This is a genomic window from Burkholderia multivorans ATCC BAA-247 (genome assembly GCF_000959525.1).
GTDB lineage: Bacteria > Pseudomonadota > Gammaproteobacteria > Burkholderiales > Burkholderiaceae > Burkholderia > Burkholderia multivorans.
On the sequence record NZ_CP009831.1, the window covers coordinates 1,788,783 to 1,805,522 of the forward strand.

Consider the following 16,740-nt stretch of genomic DNA (forward strand, 5'->3'; position numbering starts at 1 on the left):
CACAAGCAAAAGCGCCGTGCCGCCCGCGATCGCGGGACGGCACGGCGCTTTTGCGTTCGACGGGCAGCCGGCTTACTTCGCCTTTTCGGCCGTGTTGCTGATTGCCTGACCGCCCTTCGAAATGTCCTCGCCCACGCCGGCGACCGTGTTGCAGCCGGCCATTGCGGCAGTCATCACCAGCAGCATCGCAGCAATCGTACGCGTCATTCTCGTTCTCCTTGTAATCAGTGCACCCGAGCGGGCAAACGGTTGGCGGCATGGCGCCCTGCACGATGCAGGACACGGGGCCTGACCTGATTATACGGAGCCGTCCGCCGCACGCCAGTACGAACGCGCACCGTATCGTGCGCGCGACACGGTCCGGCGCGAGATTTTTCTTGACTTCGGCTCATGCGCGACTAATATACGCACCGCGTATATTTTTCATCAGGTGCCGCCGATGCCCGTTCCTCAGCAAGCCTTCCTCCGCGACGCGATGCGCCGCCTCAACATGACGCGCGAAGCGTTCGCGAACCGTATCGGCGTGAGCCGCCGTGCGCTTGATACGTGGCTGCTACCCGACGATTCGCAGGAGTCGCGCGGCATGCCGGAAATCGTCGAGCGGTTCGTGTCGGAGATCGTCGAGCGCGCGGCGCCGGAAGGCGAAATCTATACGCAACGCGTAGATAACCAGGGGCTCGCGAAGCAGTTCCTGTTCGAAGGCAAGCCGCAACTACTATCGGTCGACCAGTTCTCGCGCGAGTCGGTCGAGGCGCTGTTCCGCGTCGCCGACGTCATGCAGCCTATCGCGCGCCGCCACAAGATTTCGCGCGTGCTCGAAGGCGCGGTGCTCGGCAACCTGTTCTTCGAAGCCAGCACGCGCACGCGCGTGTCGTTCGGCGCGGCGTTCTGCCGGCTCGGCGGTTCCGTCTGCGATACGACCGGGTTCACGTTCTCGTCGATGGCGAAAGGCGAGTCGATCTACGACACGAGCCGCGTGATGGCCGGCTACGTCGACGCGCTCGTGATCCGCCATCCGGAGAAAGGCTCGGTCGCCGAATTCGCGCGCGCGACCAATCTGCCGGTGATCAACGGCGGCGATGGCCCGGGCGAGCATCCGAGCCAGGCGCTGCTCGATCTCTATACGATCCAGCGCGAGTTCTCGCGGCTCGGCAAGATCGTCGACGGCGCCCACATCGCGCTCGTCGGCGACCTCAAATACGGCCGCACCGTGCATTCGCTCGTCAAGCTGCTCGCGCTCTACCGCGGGCTCAAGTTCACGCTGGTGTCGCCGCCGACGCTCGAAATGCCCGCCTACATCATCGATCAGATCGCGACGAACGGGCACGTGATCGAGCAGACGAACGACCTCGCGGCGGGGCTGCGCGGCGCCGACGTCGTCTATGCGACGCGAATCCAGAAGGAGCGCTTCACCGACGAGTCGTTCGAAGGCTATACGCCCGATTTTCAGATCAATCAGGCGCTCGTCGACACGGTCTGCAAACCCGACACGCTGATCATGCATCCGCTGCCGCGCGACAGCCGGCCCGGCGCGAACGATCTCTCGACGGACCTGAACCGCGATCCCCGTCTCGCGATCTTCCGGCAGACCGACAACGGCATTCCGGTGCGCATGGCGATCTTTGCGGTGCTGCTCGGCGTCGAAAACCTCGTCCAGCATTCGATGCGCGACGCGACGTGGCGACCGCCGGCATACCTGGGGCCGGAGGATGCCGTGTTTCACGGGATCGACTGATATCCGGGGAATCGTCCGGCCGGGACGCGATTGCGTCGGGCCGGCGTGCCGCGCACCGCATCGTGAACAGCGCGCCGGGCCACCGGCGCGCTGTTTTAATTTCGACGCGATACCTTGACGCGCTGGCGCGCCCTATGACGCCCACGGATCGATCACGCGCAGGCCCGCGGCCTCGAACGGCGCGACGTCGCGCGTCGCGACGATCAGGCCGTTCGCCTCGGCCGTCGCGGCAATGTAGCCGTCGGCCGGCGCGATCGCGTTGCCGACGGCACGGGCGTGCGCACGAATGCGCGCATAGGCTTTGCCCGCGGCATCGTCGAACGGCAGGATCCGGCCGCGAAACACCGGCACGACACGATGCTCGATGCTTTGCTCCAGCCAGTCCCGCCGGCGTCCTTCCGGCAGCGCCGCGACACCGAAGCGCATTTCGGCGAGGCTGATCGCGGCCAGGAACAGCGTCTCGACGTTCTGGGCGTCGAGCCATTCGATCACGGCCGCGCTCGGCTCGCGCCGCAGCGGTTCGAAAATGACGTTCGTATCGACAAGGATCATTCGAAGCTCATCGGGTCGGTTCGCGTCTTGTCACGCTGGATGTCGAGATCGACACCGCCTGCCTCCCGCCCGATTTCCGCCAGCAAGGTTCCCAGCTTCACGCGCCCTTCCGACAACACGGCCTGCTCGAGGATGTCGCGCACCTCTGCCTCGGTACTGCGCCCGTGCAGCGCCGCGCGGACCCGAAGGGCGCGATGCTGTCGCGATGGATAGCATCACGTCCGAATACTCTGGCCCGCGCGGCCGCACCATCCCAGTCGGCCGTTTGGCCGCCATCCGTCGCCCACGATTGCTACAACGCACGTTTTCCTTACAAACGAGAACAAGAACGCTTCTCATTTAATAGAAAATTACATAGAATGCGCGCTGAAAAGAATTCGTAATAATTCCCGGCGGCATGCAGGATCCTGCAGCAGTTCGCCTCCGGGGCACACAGCGAGGTCGAAGCGCATCATGAAGTCCCGTTCCGACGAGTCGAAGCTCGGAAAATTCACCACCCTGTGCAGCGTGCTCGCCGCCAGTCCCGCGTTCGCCGCCGACGGCGCACCGCCGCCCGCGCCCGCGGACGCCGAAGGCCATCTCGCGCCGATCGAGATCAAGGGCCGCGCCGAGCACAGCTACAAGGCCGATTTTTCCGCGTCGGCCAAATTCACCGCGCCGCTCGTCGACACGCCGAAATCGGTCACCGTGATTCCGCAGGAGTTGATTCAGACCAGCGGCGCGTCGACGCTGACCGAAGCACTGCGCACCGTGCCCGGCATCACGTTCGGCGCCGGCGAAGGCGGCAACCCGCTCGGCGACCGCCCGTTCATCCGCGGCTACGACACGCAGGGCAGCATGTTCGTCGACGGCATGCGCGACACCGGCGCGACCACGCGCGAAATCTTCAACACCGAACGCGTCGAGATCACGAAAGGCTCGGACGGCGCATACGGCGGGCGCGGCGGCGCGGGCGGCAGCATCAACCTGATCACGAAGGCGCCGCACCTCGGCACGACGGCCGCCGCGAGCGCCGGGCTCGGCACCGATCGCTACCGTCGCTTCACCGCCGACGGCAACTGGCAGTTCGCCGATCATGCGGCGTTCCGGCTGAACCTGATGAGCCACAACAACGACGTGGCGGGCCGCGACGCCGTGAACAACGAACGCTGGGGCGTCGCACCGTCGATCGCGTTCGGCCTCGGCACGCCGACGCGCGTGACCGCGAGCTACTACCATCTGTCGACGGACGACCTGCCCGACAGCGGCATTCCGTACTTCTACACGACGACGAACAAGCCCGCGAACGTCGACACGATCTATCCGGCGCCGGTCGATCGCCACAACTTCTACGGCCTGATCGACCGCGACTTCCGCAAGACGACGTCGGACATCAGCACGCTGCGAATCGAGCACGACATCACGCCGGCGCTGACCGTGCGCAACACGACGCGCTACACCGAATCGACGCAGGACTACATCTGGACGCAGCCCGACGACAGCCAGGGCAACGTGATCAACGGCAAGGTCTGGCGCCGCAACAACAACCGCAACAGTTCGATCAACAGCATCGCGAACCAGACCGAGCTGTTCGGCGAGTTTCGCACCGGCCCGTTCAAGCACAGCTTCACGACCGGCATCGAGCTGTCGCGCGAATGGGGCAAGCGCGACACGTACAAGGTCGCGACCGGCACCGGCGCGATCTGCAACAACGGCATCGGCGCACCGTCCGGCTACAACTGCACGAGCCTGTGGTCGCCGAACCCGGCCGATCCGTGGGCCGGTTCGATCTCGCGCAACAACGACTATGCGCATGCGCGCACCACGACGAAGTCGATCTACGGCTTCGACACGATCGAGCTGACGCCGCGCTGGCAGCTCAATGCCGGCGTGCGCGTCGACGATTATTCGACGCGCTTCACCGATACGAAGGCGAACGGCGGCAAGACCTACACGCGCGACGACACGCTGTTCAACTGGCAGCTCGGCGCGGTGTTCAAGCCCGCGCAGAACGGCAGCATCTATGCGTCGTACGCGACGTCGTCGACGCCGGCCGGGATGCTGCTCGGCGAAGGCAGCGAGACGCAATCGCTCACGCCGGGCCGCGGCGGCGTCGGTTCGAACGCCGATCAGCTGTCGCCCGAGAAGAACCGCAGCATCGAGGTCGGCACGAAGTGGAACGTGCTGAACGACAAGCTGTCGCTGACGGCCGCGCTGTTCCAGATCGACACGACGAACGCGCGCGTGACGCTGCCGAACAACCAGTACGCGATGGTGGGCAACAAGCGCGTGCAGGGCCTCGAGCTCGGCGTCGCGGGCCAGCTCACGAAACAGTGGCAGGTGTTCGGCGGCTACACGTACATGAAGAGCGAACTGCGCGACAACGGCAAGGACACCGCGAACAACGGCCATCGCTTCCCGAATACGCCGAAGCACAGCTTCACGATGTGGACGAACTACGACGTCACGCCGAAGTTCACGGTCGGCGGCGGCGCGTTCTACATGTCGGAAGTGTTCGGCGATCCGGCTAACCTGCGCGCGGTGCCGTCGTACTGGCGCTTCGATGCGATGGCGCAGTACCGCATCAACAAGAAGCTCGACCTGCAGCTGAACGTGAACAACCTGTTCAACCGCACGTACTTCGATCAGGCGTATCCGGCGCACTACGCGTCGATCGCGCCGGGCCGCTCCGCGTTCGTCACGCTGAACGCACGCTACTGATCGATGGAAGCCGTATCGCTGAAGGCGCTCGCATCGGTCTCGCCGCGCGAGTTCGCCGCGATTCTGGCCGGGCCGCCCGAGCGCGCGGCCGCGTGGGTCGCGGCGGCCGCCGACAACGGCATCGTCGAGGCGCAGGCCGTCTACGGGCAGTACCTGCTCGACGGCCGCGGCGTGCCGCGCGATCCGGCCGCCGCGTTCCGCTGGTTCGCGCACGCGGCGCGGGCCGGTCATCCGATGGCGATGAACATGCTCGGGCGCTGCTACGAATTCGGCTGGGGCACGGCCGCGTGCGCGCCCGTTGCCGTGTACTGGTATCGCCTCGCCGCGCAAGCGGGGCTCGACTGGGGCATGTACAACTACGCGACCGCGCTCGCGCTCGGCAACGGCATCGACGAGAACCGCGCGGAAGCGCTCGACTGGTTCCGGCGCGCGGCCGCGCTCGGACACGCGAAATCGATCAATCTGATCGGCGGCTTCTATGAAGACGGCTGGGTCGTCGACGTCGACCGCGACGCCGCGTTCGACCACTATCGCCGCGCCGCCGAAGCAGGCGATTTTCGCGGGCAATTCAACTATGCGCGGCTGCTCGGCGAGCGCGGGCGCATCGACGAAGCACTCGCGTGGCTCGCGCGCGTGCCCGCCACCGCCACGCCCGCGTTCGTCGCGAAGATGCGCGCCTATCTCGCGTCGTCGCCGCTCGACGCATTTCGCGCGGCAGCCATGCAGCTGTCGTCGCACGACATGGAGTCCGCCACATGATGCTGCACGTTCCGGGCGTGCTGACCCAAGCGCAGGTTGCACGCTGTCGAGAGATGCTCGATGCGGCCGAATGGATCGACGGCAATGCGACGTCGGGTGCGCAGTCCGCGCTCGCGAAGCGCAACCGGCAGCTGCCCGAAGGCTCGCCGGTCGCGCGCGCGGTCGGCGATGCGATTCAGGACGCGCTCGCGCGCCATCCGCTGTTCTTTTCCGCTGCGCTGCCGCTGAAGGTGTTTCCGCCGCTGTTCAATCGCTATGCGGGCGGCGAGGCGTTCGGCACGCACGTCGACAATGCGATCCGGCTGTTGCGCGGCACCGATTTCCGCGTGCGCAGCGATCTGTCGGCCACACTATTTCTCGCCGAGCCCGACACGTACGACGGCGGCGAGCTCTGCGTGGAAGACACGTACGGCGTGCATCGTGCGAAGCTGCCGGCCGGCGATCTCGTGCTGTATCCGGCGTCGAGCCTGCATCACGTGACACCCGTGACGCGCGGCGAGCGCGTCGCGTCGTTCTTCTGGATTCAGAGCATGGTGCGCGACGACGGCGACCGCACGCTGCTGTTCCAGCTCGACACGCAGATTCAGACGCTGTCCGCCGAAAAAGGCGCGAAGGATCCGACGGTGATCGCACTGACCGGCATCTATCACAATCTGTTGCGCAAGTGGGCCGACGCCTAGCGCGGCGCAGCGCTCACTCGCCCGGTTTGCGGCCCGCCGTATTGCCCTGTCTCCACTGCGCCTTGCCGGCCTCCGACAGTTCGCCGCTGCTATGTGTCGCGTCGGGCATCGTGCCCGGCACGGCCATGTCGCCGCCCGGCTGCTCCTGCGCGGCGACGGGCTTGCCCTTGCGCGCCGCGACGCGTTCGTCCTGAGACTTCCCGGCGTAATCTTCCATTCGCTCTCTCCATGAAGGGTCCGGTCGTCACGCAACGGCCGCGGCGTTCAATAACGCGATCCGGTTGCGTCGACGATGCTGACAACGCACGCAGCAGCGATGCCGCGTGCCGACAATGATTCGTGCCGAGAGCGTACGGCGGGCATCCGCGGCAAGCGGCGTGTGTCCCTTTCGCGATGCGCGCCGGCACGTCGCGCACGCGGATCGCGCCCTTTCGAGAACACGAACTCGAACACAAACACGCGTACGCTCGCGCGCACACCTGCACGTTTCCGATCACGGCCTACGGTGTCGAGCATCGCCCATACCCACAGTGCCGCGATGCCGGCGTGGTCGGACGGTCACCCGATTCCCGCGCAAAACGCGTATCGGAACGCCGACCGATGCAAATTCTGCAATACGAAATGTAATGCGGGCGGCACGCGATCATGGGTTTCCCTTGTTCCGCTTCACTTGGATTCACGTACACGGTCGATTCACGTCGCGCATGCAGATTCGCCCGTCGGCTTCGACATCGCCGCTCGGCGGCACGCGCGATGCTCTATCCGTTCCGCGTCCATCGACGCGCTCAACCACTGGAGAAGGATCATGGCGAATCAGGAACACCAGCACAGCGAGCGGAAAGAACGCAGCGAGCATCACGAAAAGGAGCGCAACGAGAAACAGGAGAATCGTAACGAGAAGCGCAGCGAAAACCGTCAGGAAGAACAGCGTCGCAACGAAAAGAAGTGACGTTATGCGGTCGCCGCTAGAACAGCAACAAGCCCCCCGCGCGCTGCGGGGGGCGACTCGCCTGCCGGGCCCACTTCGCCGGAGATCACGACCATGCCGCAACCATTCGAGCCCGACGATCTCTATCTCTACCGCGACATCGTCGATTTGCAGTGCCGCTTCGAGGGCGATCTGGCCGTCTGTGAACTGTCGACGCCCGATCGCGATGCCGACGACTACCGCAGCGCGCTATGGCTCGTTGATATCGACGGCGGCCGGCCGCCTCGACAACTCACGTTCGGCAACGCCGATTCGCATCCGCGCTGGTGTCCCGGCGAACAGGCGCTGGCATTCCTGTCGGACCGCGGCAGCGGCCGCCAGATCCACGCGATCCGGACCGACGGCGGCGAAGCGCGACGCGTGACCGATCTGCCGTCGGGCGTGATGTCGTTCGAATGGTCGCCGGACGGCAAGCAGCTGCTCGCGTTGTGCACGATCGCGGCGGACCCCGAGCAACGCGGCAACACGCACGACGATAGCGACGAAGCCGCCGACCGCCCGGCCGACGCGCCGCGCGTCGTATGGCGGCTGCCTTACAAGCTCGATGGCGTCGGCTACACGCTCGACACCGAGATCCACCTCCATACGATCGACGCGCAAACCGGCGCATCGCGCCGGCTGACGCGAGGATCGTTCGAAGTGAGCGAGGCCGACTGGTCTCCCGACGGCCAACGCATCGCGTTCACGCGCACGCGCGACGGACGCTTCGCGCATCGCACGGACGTGTGGGTCGTCGACGCGGACGGCGGCAATGCGCGACAGCTGACGTCGACGATCGCATCGGCCGCCTTTCCGCGCTGGTCCCCCGACGGCCGCTTCATCGCGCTGATCGGCAGCGAACACGACGGCGACGCGCAGATGCGTCTGTGGCTGCACGACGTGCGCACAGGCGACACGCGCGCGCTCGGCGACGACGACATCGAGATCGTATCGGGCCGCACGGTCTTCTGGTCGCACGATTCCACGCGCCTGTACTTCGTGCTCGCGCACCACGGACGACAGGAAGTCGCGTCGATCGCCGTGGCCGACGGCACACTTCGGCGCGTCATAACCGGCGACCGCCAGGTCGGCCGCTTCGCACTCGGCGCGAACGGTCTGCTCTACACGTCCGACGACGCGCGCACGCCGGCCGACATCTGGACCGCCGCGCTCGACGGCAGCGGCGAGCGACGCCTGACCGACTTCAATCCATGGTGGCGCGACAGGACGATGCCGGACGTCACGATGCGCCGGTTCGACGTGCCTGATGAACGCGGCGGCACCGAACGTGTTGACGGATGGTGGCTGACCGCGCCCGGCGCGAAAGGTGCGCGGCCGGTTCTCGTCGACGTGCACGGCGGCCCCGCGAGCTACGCGTTGCTGAGCTTCAACTGGCATGTCTACTGGCCGATCCTGATTTCGCGCGGATGGGCGGTGCTCGCGTTGAATCCGGTCGGCTCGAGCAGCTACGGACGCGACTTCAGTTCGCGCGCGCGCAAGAAGTGGGGCAAGTGCGACCTCGATCAGCAGCTCGCGGCCGTCGACGCGCTGCGCAACGAAGGCTGCGCCGACGAACGCGTCGCGATCGCCGGTAAATCGTACGGCGGCTTCCTCGGCGCATGGGCAGTCGGCAATACGACGGCATTTCGCGCGGCGGCCGTCTGCGCGCCGGTCGCCGACATCGAGTCGCACTTCGCGGTATCGGACAGCGGCTACTACTCCGACTGCTACTCGATGTACGGCGAGCTGAGCGTCAAACGCGACGCGATGCGCGACCTGTCGCCGCTCAGCTACGTCGAGCACGTGCGCACGCCGACGCTGATCCTGCAGGGCGAGCGCGACGAACGCTGCCCGGTGTCCCAGGCCGAGGAGCTGTTTACCGGCATCATGAGTGCGACCGCCACGCCGGTCGAACTCGTCACCTATCCGGGCGGCAGCCATCACTTCTTCGAGTCCGGGCGGCCGTCGCATCGCAAGGACATGCTCGAGCGCCTGATCGGCTGGCTCGAAAAATGGATCGACCGGCCGCTGCATCCCGACGGCGAACACGGCAGTGCCGCGCAGGCGGAAGCGTCCGGTCGAACGACGTCGCGCGCGTCGTAGCGGAAACGCCGATCGCGGAAATCCGCGTTTTCATGCGACGAAACCGTCACGCACGATTGCGCAACCGTGCGACACATTGCGACGGACGCGTGAGCGCGCATCGGCTATCGACCGCGCACCGCCGATCGAAACGCGCGCCGGCATTCTTTCCACCCGTCACATCCGATCGGTAACATCGGCACTTGCCGATCGTGGCCCGCTCCCGCACAATCGGGCCACCTTCTCCCGCCCCCTCCCGCGATGTCCTATGCGTCACTCGCCACCGGCGTGCTGCTCGCCGGCGGTCTCGGCCAACGTTTCGATCCGAGCGGTCTGCAGAGCAAGCTGCTCGCGCCGCTGCCCGACGGCACGCCGGTCGCGGTGGCCGCCGCGCGGCGCCTTGCGGCGGCGACGGCCGACGTCGTCGCGGTCGTGCGTCCGGGCGCGGAACAACTCGCGATGCTGCTGAACGATGCCGGCTGCCAGGTCGTCTATGCGCCCGACGCGCTGCGCGGCATGGGCGCAAGCCTCGCGGCCGGCGTCCGCGCGTGCGCGGACGCACCCGGCTGGCTCGTCGCGCTCGGCGACATGCCGTGGATCGCGGCATCGACCTACGAAGTACTGACGCGCGCGCTCGACGCCGACGACGCCTCGATCGTCGCGCCGTCCCATCGCGGCGTGCGCGGCCATCCGGTCGGCTTTGCCGCTCACCATTACGATGCACTCGCGGCGCTCGACGGCGATACGGGCGCCCGCGCGCTGTTCAAGACGGCGCCGGTCAGACTTCTGGACGTCGACGATCCGGGCGTGCTGCGCGACGTCGATACGCCCGCCGACCTGCGCTGAGCGCGCGCCGCGGCCCGCCGGGCCGTGCGACGCGCATGCCGGCCTGCAGCGGACACCGGCGGCACGACGCCATGCGCGGCACGCGGCGCGCGCCGACCGCTCGACGAATCGCACTGCAAACGCGCGCGCGATTGCCTATAACGAAGAACGAAGACGAGGCGCGGCCGCCGCGCCGCCGCCGTTACGAATCGCACGAGCGCGCCATGACCGACCACACCACCCCAATGCCCGAGCCCCCGGCGGACCCGAACCGGGATCCGGAAGACGATCCGCTGTCGCCGCCGTCTCCGGGCCATCATCACGACAATCCGCAGCAGCCGGACGGGCCGCCGAGCAAGGATCCCGTTTAGCCGCGCGCGGGTCCAAGCGGTTTTGCGGGCATGGGCGATGCACCGATGTCGCGGCGCCGCACGATCGCGCGCGAGCGCCGCTACCGCGCCGTATAGCCGCCGTCGATCGCGAGCGACACGCCGCTGATCATCGACGCCGCGCCGCTCAACAGAAACATCACCGGCGCGACGACTTCATCGGGCTGCGCAAACCGCCCGAGCGGAATTGCCGCGAGCATCGGCGCGCTTTTCGCCGGATCGCTCCACGCGAACTGCGCCATCGGCGTCAGCGTCACGGTCGGATTCACGCTGTTCACGCGGATCCCGTGCGGGCCGAGCTCGATGCAGAGCACCCGTGTGATCGCATCCATCGCGGCCTTCGACGCGCAGTAGCTCAGATGCGCGGGCAGCCCGACGAGCGCGGCCTGACTCGACACGTTGACGATGCTGCCGCCGCGCGCGGAGCCCTGCTCGATCATCCGGCGCGCGACCGCGCGGGCGACGAGCGCGGCGCCGCGCGCATTGACGGCCATCACGCGATCGAAGCTGGCCGCGCCGACGTCGAGCGCCGATTCGAGCGAGGCGACGCCCGCGCAGTTCACGAGCCCGTCGAACGCCGCGAACCGCGCGAGCGCGGCATCGATCGCCTGCTCGTCGCCGCCGACGTCGAGGCGTACCGTGTCGCAGCCCGTTTCGCCGGCGAGCGCCTCGAGCGCCGCCATGTCGCGCGCGGCCGCGACGACCTGCGCGCCCGCCTGGGCGAGCGCCACCGCACAGGCGCGGCCGATCCCGCTCGATGCGCCGGTGACGAGCACGCGCGCACCGCTGAAGTCGAATTGCGTGTTCATGATGCGGATTGCAGCGCGTGCATGATCGGCTTGAGCGCCGGGTACAGCGCCGTGTAGAGCGCGAAGCGCGCCGCATATGCGGCCGCGCGCGCGGGATCGGGACGCGCACGCTCGACGAGCGAGACCCAGCCGCCCTGCGCGTCGTCGTGCGACACGATGCCGACGCCGAACGCGGCGAGCAGCGCCGCGCCCATCGCGGCTTCGACGTCCTGCTCGATGGTCCAGACCGGAAAGCCGGTGACGTCCGCGACGATCTGCATCCACAGGGCCGAATGCGCGGCGCCGCCGACGACGATCAGCTTGTCGTCGAGCGTCGCGGCCCCGCGGCGACCGGCATCGATGTTGTGCCGCAGCGCGAACGCGACGCCTTCGAGCACCGCGCGATACAGGTGCGCGCGCGTATGCGCGAGACTGAGCCCGACGAACGCGCCGCTCGCCTTCGCGTCCCATACCGGGCTGCGCTCGCCCATCAGGTATGGCAGGAACAGCACGCCGTCGGCGCCGGCCGGCACGCGCGCGGCCGCTTCCTCGAGCAGCACGTGCGGATCGCCGTGCGGCAACGCGCGCGTGGCCTCGCACTCCGCGTGGCAGAACTGGTCGCGAAACCACGCAACCGACGCACCGGCCGTGATCGCTCCGCCGAACACGTACAGATCGCGCTGTCCGTCGAACACATGCGGCATGCTGACCAGCCCGTGCCGCGCATCCGCGTGCTGCGTCACGTAACCCCAGCACATGCTGGTGCCGATCATCGCGACATGCTGGCCCGCACGCGTCGCGCCGGCCGCGAACGTCGCGACGGCCGCATCGACGCCGCCCGCGACGAGCGGCGTGCCCGCGCGCAGCCCGAGCCGCTCGGTCCATTGCGACAGCAGCCCGCCGACGATCTCCGTCGACTCGACGAGCCGCTCCGGCATCATCGTCGCCGGAATGCCGAGCATGTCGAGCGCTTCGTCCGACCATTCGCGGCGCGCGATGTCGTACACGCCGCCGATGTTGCCGGCCGAACTGTGGTCGACCGCGATTTCGCCCGTCAGCAGATAGATCACGTACGCGTTCGGCGGCAGGAAGTAGCGCACGTTCGCCCAGACCTCCGGCCGCTGTTCGCGCAGCCACAGCATTTTCGTGAACCCGTAATAGCTGTCGATGCCGTTGCCCGTGATCGCGCGCAGCCGCTCGACGTCGACGTCGGCGTTCACGCGCTCGACTTCCGCGGTCGCGCGCCGGTCCATCCAGATCAGGCAGGGATGAATCGGCCGCATGTCGCGGTCGACCGGAATGCCGGAGCCGCCGTACAGGCTGCTCACGCATACCGCGCGGATCGCATCGGCCCGCACGCCGCGCGTGCGCGCCTCGTCGACGCAGCCCGCGATGCAGTCGAGCACCGCGTCGAACCAGACCTGCGGCCACTGCTCGGCCCACAGCGGCTTCGGCGTATCGGGCCGATAGCCTGCCGCGCGCTGCGCGACGATCGTACCGTGCCGGTCGACGAGCAGCGCCTTGGTGCTCTGCGTGCCGATGTCGACGCCAATCACGTATTCCATGATGCCTCCCGTCATGCGCGCGATCGCTCAGCGCGCGGGCTTCAACAGCACCTTGATCGATTCCGGCGATTTCGCGATGCGGATCGCCTCGTCCCAGTCCTCGAGCGCGAAGCCGTGCGTGACGATGCCCTTCGACGTGACGAGCCCGCGCGCGAGCAGATCGATCGCGATCGGATAGCAGTATGGGCCGAGATGCGCGCCGCGCACGTCGAGTTCCTTGCGATCGCCGATGATCGACCAGTCGACCGTCGCATCCTCGCCGAACACGCTGAACTCGACGAAGCGCCCGAGCTTGCGGATCAGCTCGAGCCCCTGATTCACGCCGACCGGCGCGCCGGTCGTTTCGATATAGACGTCGCAGCCGTAGCCGTCGGTCAGCGCCCGCACGATCTCGCGCGCATCGTCGCGCTGCGGGTTGATCGTCACGTCCGCGCCGTACTGCCGCGCAAGCTCGAGCCGCTCGTCGATCAGGTCGATCACGACGAGCTTCTTCGGCGTTTTCAGATGCGCGACCTGCGTCATCATCAGCCCGAGCGGGCCCGCGCCGGCGATCACGACGACGTCGTCGAGCTGGATATCGCCGCGATTCACGGTATGGATCGCGCACGACAGCGGCTCGATGATCGCCGCGTCCTCGAGCGACACGCCGAGCGGAATCCGGTGCACGATCGCGGTCGGCGGAATGCGCATGTACTCAGCCATTCCGCCGTCGGCCACCTCGCGCTGGAAGCCGAAGATGTTGTGCACCTCGCACATCCAGTACTGGCCCGACTTGCAGTAGCGGCACTTGCCGCACGGCACGATCTGCTCGGCGATCACGCGATCGCCGAGCGCGACGCCGAAGTGCTCGGCCGCGCCGTCGCCGAGCGCTTCGACGTAGCCGAAGAATTCGTGGCCGGGAATCACGGGCGCCTTCACCCACGGGTTCGGGCCGCCCCAGAACATCTTCGCGCCCGTATAGCATTTGCAGTCGCTCGCGCAGATGCCGCAGGCGGCGATCCGGATCACGAGTTCGTTCGCGCCCGCGCGCGGCTTTGCGACTTGTTCGACGCGATAGTCCTCGGGGCCGTGGCAGACGACCGCGGTCATCCGCGGCTGGGCTTCGGGTGTCGTCATGAGTTGTCTCGTTTCGGTCAAGGAGAAAGGTTGGAGGGCCGACGAAGCGCCCGCGTCACCGCGAACGTTCGCGGCTGATGTAGATCGCGAGCAGGATGATTCCGCCCTTGATCACGTTCTGCACGTAAGGGTTCACGCCGATCATGTTGAGCCCGTTGTTCAGCACGCCGAGCAGCAGCGCGCCCACCAGCGTGCCGAGGATCGCGCCGCGTCCGCCGGAGATCGACGTGCCGCCCATCACGACCGCGGCGATCGCATCGAGCTCGAAGCCGACGCCTGCGTTCGGTTGTCCGCTCATCAGCCGCCCGGTCAGCACGATCGCCGCGAGCGCGGACGTGACGCCGGCCAGCGTGTAGACGATCAGCTTCACGCGCGCGACGCGCACGCCGGTGAGCCGCGTCGCCTGCTCGTTGCCGCCGATCGCGTACACGTAGCGGCCGAACGGCATGCGCTCGAGCAGCAGCCACGCGATCGCATAGACGACCAGCATGATCAGCACGGGCGCCTGGATGCCGAACACCTTGCCGCTGCCGAAGAACGCGACCCAGTCGGGCAGCCCGTCGATCGGATAGCCGCCCGTATAGATCAACGCGAGGCCGCGCGCGATGCCCATCGTCGCGAGCGTGACGATGATCGGCGGCATCCCCGCGAACGCGACGAACACGCCGTTCAAAAAGCCGAAACCGAAGCCGACCGCGATCCCGATCGCGAGCGCGGCGACCGCGTTCAACCCCGCGACCATCAGCCCGGCCGCGAGCGTGCCCGACAGCGCCATGACCGAGCCGACCGACAGATCGATCCCGCCCGTCAGGATCACGCAGGTCATCCCGACCGCGATGATCGCGTTGATCGACACCTGGCGCAGCACGTTCTCGAGGTTCGCCGCGGACAGGAAGCTCGGGCTCGCGATCATCATCGCGATGCAGACGACGATCAGCCCGACGAGCGGATAGAACAGCGTCGAGCGCCGCAGCTGCGCCCACTTCGCGCGCGGCGGCGGCAGGGCGTCGGCCGCCGTGCCGGCGAGCGTCGTCGAAGGCGTGGAAGAAGAGGAATCAGGCAGGTTCATGGGTCGCTCCTCGCGTGCCGGCCGTGGCATAGGTCATGACCGTGTCGGGATCGATCTCGTCGCCTTCGAGCGTCGCCTCGATGCGGCCCTGCCGGAACACGGCGACGCGATCGCACATGCCGACGATCTCCGGCAGCTCGGACGAGATCATGATGATGGCGTAGCCGCGCGCGGTCAGTTCGCGCATCAGCCCGTAGATTTCCGCTTTCGCGCCGACGTCGATGCCGCGCGTCGGCTCGTCGAAGATCAGCACCGTCGCGTGATGGTTCAACCAGCGCGCGATCACGACCTTCTGCTGGTTACCGCCGGACAGCGTCGCGACTTCCGCGTGGATCGACGGCGCCTTCACGCCGACGCGGCGCATCACGTCCTCGGTCGTGCGCGCCTCGCCGCGCCGGTCGATCAGCCAGCGCAGCGACCGGTACTTGCCGAGGTTGTTGAGCGAGATGTTGTCGCGAATCGAGAACGACGTGACGAGCCCTTCCGTCTTGCGGCTTTCCGGCAGGATGCCGATGCCGGCACGCAGCGCATCGGCAGGATCGGCCAGCTTCGCGGGCGCGCCGTGCACGCGCACCGTCTTGCGGTAGGCGCGCGTCGCGCCGATCACCGCGAGTGCGGTTTCGGTGCGGCCCGAGCCGACGAGCCCCGCGAACCCGAGGATCTCGCCCGCGTGCAGCGCGAAGCGGTTCACGGGGCCGCCGCGCTCGAGCTGCAGCGCGTCGACCTCGAGCACCGCCGGCGCGTCGGCGCGTCGCGCGGGCTTCGGCGGAAAGCTGCTCTCGATCCGCCGTCCGACCATCATCCGCACGAGCTGCTCGACGTCGGTGTGCGCAACCTCCGTCGTCGCGACGTACTGGCCGTCGCGCAGCACGGTGATGCGATCGCACACCGCGAAGATCTCGTCGAGGTGATGCGAGATGAAGATCATCGCGACGCCCTGGCGCTTCAGCTCGCGCATGATCGCGAACAGATGCTCGGCCTCGGCCGGCGTCAGCGTCGCGGTCGGCTCGTCGAGAATCAGGATCCGCGCGTCGAGCGACAGCGCCTTGCCGATCTCGACGAACTGTTGCTGCGCGACCGAGAGCGTACGGATCGGCGCATCGAGATCGATCGACACGCCGAGCCGCGCGAAAATGCCGGCCGCCGTGCGACGCATCCGCGCGCGGTCGCGCACGCCCCAGCGGCCGCGCAGCTCGCGGCCCAGAAACAGGTTGTCGACCGCGTCGAGATGCGGGATCAGGCTGAATTCCTGGAACACGATCCCGACACCGGCGGCGACCGCATCGTGATAGTTCGCAAAATGGCGCTCGACGCCGTCGATTTCGATCGTGCCCGCGTCGGGCTGATGGATCCCGCACAGGATCTTCATCAGCGTCGACTTGCCGGCGCCGTTCTCGCCGAGCAGCGCATGAATCTCGCCGCGCGCGATCTGCAGATCGATGCCGGACAGCGCCTTGACGCCCGGAAAGCTTTTCGTGATCTGGCTGAGCCTCAGTATCGTATCCATCGGCTT

General features: G+C 67.5%; 17 protein-coding genes. 8 read left to right on the plus strand and 9 right to left on the minus strand.

What is annotated here, in order from left to right:
- Positions 1–72: 72 nt before the first annotated feature.
- Positions 73–207: an entericidin A/B family lipoprotein gene (locus tag NP80_RS10085; RefSeq protein WP_006409923.1), complete on the minus strand. Its 135-nt coding sequence runs from the start codon at positions 205–207 to the stop codon at positions 73–75.
- 232 nt (positions 208–439) lie between these two features.
- On the opposite strand from NP80_RS10085, the gene NP80_RS10090 reads away from it, so the two are divergent.
- Entirely contained in the window at positions 440–1,735 is a 1,296-nt protein-coding gene (locus NP80_RS10090; RefSeq protein ID WP_035487510.1) for an aspartate carbamoyltransferase, read from the plus strand.
- Between the two features lie 132 nt (positions 1,736–1,867).
- On the opposite strand, the gene NP80_RS10095 is transcribed toward NP80_RS10090, so the two are convergent.
- The gene (locus NP80_RS10095; protein ID WP_006409935.1) at positions 1,868–2,287 is read right to left on the minus strand and encodes a type II toxin-antitoxin system VapC family toxin; all 420 of its coding nucleotides are present in this window, start codon (positions 2,285–2,287) and stop codon (positions 1,868–1,870) included.
- The gene (locus tag NP80_RS10100; protein ID WP_174328801.1) at positions 2,284–2,457 is read right to left on the minus strand and encodes a FitA-like ribbon-helix-helix domain-containing protein; all 174 of its coding nucleotides are present in this window, start codon (positions 2,455–2,457) and stop codon (positions 2,284–2,286) included. The genes NP80_RS10095 and NP80_RS10100 overlap by 4 nt, the downstream gene beginning before the upstream one ends.
- A 283-nt stretch (positions 2,458–2,740) precedes the next feature.
- Here NP80_RS10100 and NP80_RS10105 point away from each other — a divergent pair, with 283 nt between their 5' ends.
- Genes NP80_RS10105 through NP80_RS10115 form a run of 3 tightly spaced genes read left to right on the plus strand, consistent with a single transcriptional unit; the run spans position 2,741 to position 6,426 of the window.
- A complete protein-coding gene (locus NP80_RS10105) occupies positions 2,741–4,987 on the plus strand; it encodes a TonB-dependent receptor (RefSeq protein WP_006403070.1) in 2,247 nt (748 codons plus the stop codon).
- A gap of 3 nt (positions 4,988–4,990) precedes the next feature.
- Entirely contained in the window at positions 4,991–5,746 is a 756-nt protein-coding gene (locus NP80_RS10110; RefSeq protein WP_006403069.1) for a tetratricopeptide repeat protein, read from the plus strand.
- Positions 5,743–6,426 carry a Fe2+-dependent dioxygenase gene (locus NP80_RS10115; RefSeq protein ID WP_006409924.1) on the plus strand — a complete coding sequence of 228 codons (684 nt, stop codon included), beginning with the start codon at positions 5,743–5,745 and terminating at the stop codon, positions 6,424–6,426. The genes NP80_RS10110 and NP80_RS10115 overlap by 4 nt, the downstream gene beginning before the upstream one ends.
- Positions 6,427–6,439: 13 nt before the next feature.
- Here NP80_RS10115 and NP80_RS10120 read toward each other — a convergent pair whose 3' ends face one another.
- On the minus strand, positions 6,440–6,643 hold the full coding sequence (locus NP80_RS10120) for a hypothetical protein (protein ID WP_006403067.1): 204 nt from the start codon (positions 6,641–6,643) through the stop codon (positions 6,440–6,442).
- A gap of 588 nt (positions 6,644–7,231) precedes the next feature.
- Between NP80_RS10120 and NP80_RS31220 the strand changes: the two genes are divergently transcribed.
- The 4 genes from NP80_RS31220 to NP80_RS31410 all read left to right on the plus strand — a co-directional run bounded on the left by NP80_RS31220 (position 7,232) and on the right by NP80_RS31410 (position 10,671).
- A complete protein-coding gene (locus NP80_RS31220; protein ID WP_006409932.1) occupies positions 7,232–7,375 on the plus strand; it encodes a hypothetical protein in 144 nt (47 codons plus the stop codon).
- 93 nt (positions 7,376–7,468) lie between these two features.
- Positions 7,469–9,496 carry a S9 family peptidase gene (locus tag NP80_RS10125; RefSeq protein ID WP_006409926.1) on the plus strand — a complete coding sequence of 676 codons (2,028 nt, stop codon included), beginning with the start codon at positions 7,469–7,471 and terminating at the stop codon, positions 9,494–9,496.
- 240 nt (positions 9,497–9,736) lie between these two features.
- Positions 9,737–10,321 (plus strand): nucleotidyltransferase family protein, encoded by a 585-nt coding sequence (locus NP80_RS10130; RefSeq protein ID WP_006403062.1) that lies wholly within the window; start codon positions 9,737–9,739, stop codon positions 10,319–10,321.
- A gap of 203 nt (positions 10,322–10,524) precedes the next feature.
- The gene (locus tag NP80_RS31410; RefSeq protein ID WP_012468001.1) at positions 10,525–10,671 is read left to right on the plus strand and encodes a hypothetical protein; all 147 of its coding nucleotides are present in this window, start codon (positions 10,525–10,527) and stop codon (positions 10,669–10,671) included.
- A gap of 80 nt (positions 10,672–10,751) precedes the next feature.
- On the opposite strand, the gene NP80_RS10140 is transcribed toward NP80_RS31410, so the two are convergent.
- Genes NP80_RS10140 through NP80_RS10160 form a run of 5 tightly spaced genes read right to left on the minus strand, consistent with a single transcriptional unit; the run spans position 10,752 to position 16,734 of the window.
- Positions 10,752–11,498, minus strand: coding sequence for an SDR family oxidoreductase (locus NP80_RS10140; protein WP_006408902.1), 747 nt, complete (start codon positions 11,496–11,498; stop codon positions 10,752–10,754).
- Positions 11,495–13,042, minus strand: a complete 1,548-nt coding sequence (locus NP80_RS10145) for an FGGY-family carbohydrate kinase (protein ID WP_035945807.1) — start codon at positions 13,040–13,042, stop codon at positions 11,495–11,497. The genes NP80_RS10140 and NP80_RS10145 overlap by 4 nt, the downstream gene beginning before the upstream one ends.
- A 27-nt stretch (positions 13,043–13,069) precedes the next feature.
- Positions 13,070–14,158: an erythritol/L-threitol dehydrogenase gene (locus tag NP80_RS10150; RefSeq protein WP_006408907.1), complete on the minus strand. Its 1,089-nt coding sequence runs from the start codon at positions 14,156–14,158 to the stop codon at positions 13,070–13,072.
- 55 nt (positions 14,159–14,213) lie between these two features.
- Entirely contained in the window at positions 14,214–15,227 is a 1,014-nt protein-coding gene (locus tag NP80_RS10155; RefSeq protein ID WP_006408908.1) for an ABC transporter permease, read from the minus strand.
- Entirely contained in the window at positions 15,214–16,734 is a 1,521-nt protein-coding gene (locus tag NP80_RS10160) for a sugar ABC transporter ATP-binding protein (RefSeq protein ID WP_006403055.1), read from the minus strand. Before NP80_RS10160 ends, NP80_RS10155 begins: the two co-directional genes overlap by 14 nt.
- Positions 16,735–16,740: the final 6 nt, after the last annotated feature.

Bases quoted from the DNA above. Each gene is read 5' to 3' on its own strand.
- NP80_RS10105 (WP_006403070.1), top strand. From the start codon at position 2,741: ATGAAGTCCCGTTCCGACGAGTCGAAGCTCGGAAAATTCACCACCCTG.
- NP80_RS10125 (WP_006409926.1), top strand. From the start codon at position 7,469: ATGCCGCAACCATTCGAGCCCGACGATCTCTATCTCTACCGCGACATC.
- NP80_RS10145 (WP_035945807.1), bottom strand. From the start codon at position 13,042: ATGGAATACGTGATTGGCGTCGACATCGGCACGCAGAGCACCAAGGCG.
- NP80_RS10085 (WP_006409923.1), bottom strand. From the start codon at position 207: ATGACGCGTACGATTGCTGCGATGCTGCTGGTGATGACTGCCGCAATG.
- NP80_RS10095 (WP_006409935.1), bottom strand. From the start codon at position 2,287: ATGATCCTTGTCGATACGAACGTCATTTTCGAACCGCTGCGGCGCGAG.
- NP80_RS31410 (WP_012468001.1), top strand. From the start codon at position 10,525: ATGACCGACCACACCACCCCAATGCCCGAGCCCCCGGCGGACCCGAAC.
- NP80_RS10150 (WP_006408907.1), bottom strand. From the start codon at position 14,158: ATGACGACACCCGAAGCCCAGCCGCGGATGACCGCGGTCGTCTGCCAC.
- NP80_RS10160 (WP_006403055.1), bottom strand. From the start codon at position 16,734: ATGGATACGATACTGAGGCTCAGCCAGATCACGAAAAGCTTTCCGGGC.
- NP80_RS10090 (WP_035487510.1), top strand. From the start codon at position 440: ATGCCCGTTCCTCAGCAAGCCTTCCTCCGCGACGCGATGCGCCGCCTC.
- NP80_RS10110 (WP_006403069.1), top strand. From the start codon at position 4,991: ATGGAAGCCGTATCGCTGAAGGCGCTCGCATCGGTCTCGCCGCGCGAG.
- NP80_RS10155 (WP_006408908.1), bottom strand. From the start codon at position 15,227: ATGAACCTGCCTGATTCCTCTTCTTCCACGCCTTCGACGACGCTCGCC.
- NP80_RS10130 (WP_006403062.1), top strand. From the start codon at position 9,737: ATGTCCTATGCGTCACTCGCCACCGGCGTGCTGCTCGCCGGCGGTCTC.
- NP80_RS10120 (WP_006403067.1), bottom strand. From the start codon at position 6,643: ATGGAAGATTACGCCGGGAAGTCTCAGGACGAACGCGTCGCGGCGCGC.
- NP80_RS10115 (WP_006409924.1), top strand. From the start codon at position 5,743: ATGATGCTGCACGTTCCGGGCGTGCTGACCCAAGCGCAGGTTGCACGC.
- NP80_RS31220 (WP_006409932.1), top strand. From the start codon at position 7,232: ATGGCGAATCAGGAACACCAGCACAGCGAGCGGAAAGAACGCAGCGAG.
- NP80_RS10140 (WP_006408902.1), bottom strand. From the start codon at position 11,498: ATGAACACGCAATTCGACTTCAGCGGTGCGCGCGTGCTCGTCACCGGC.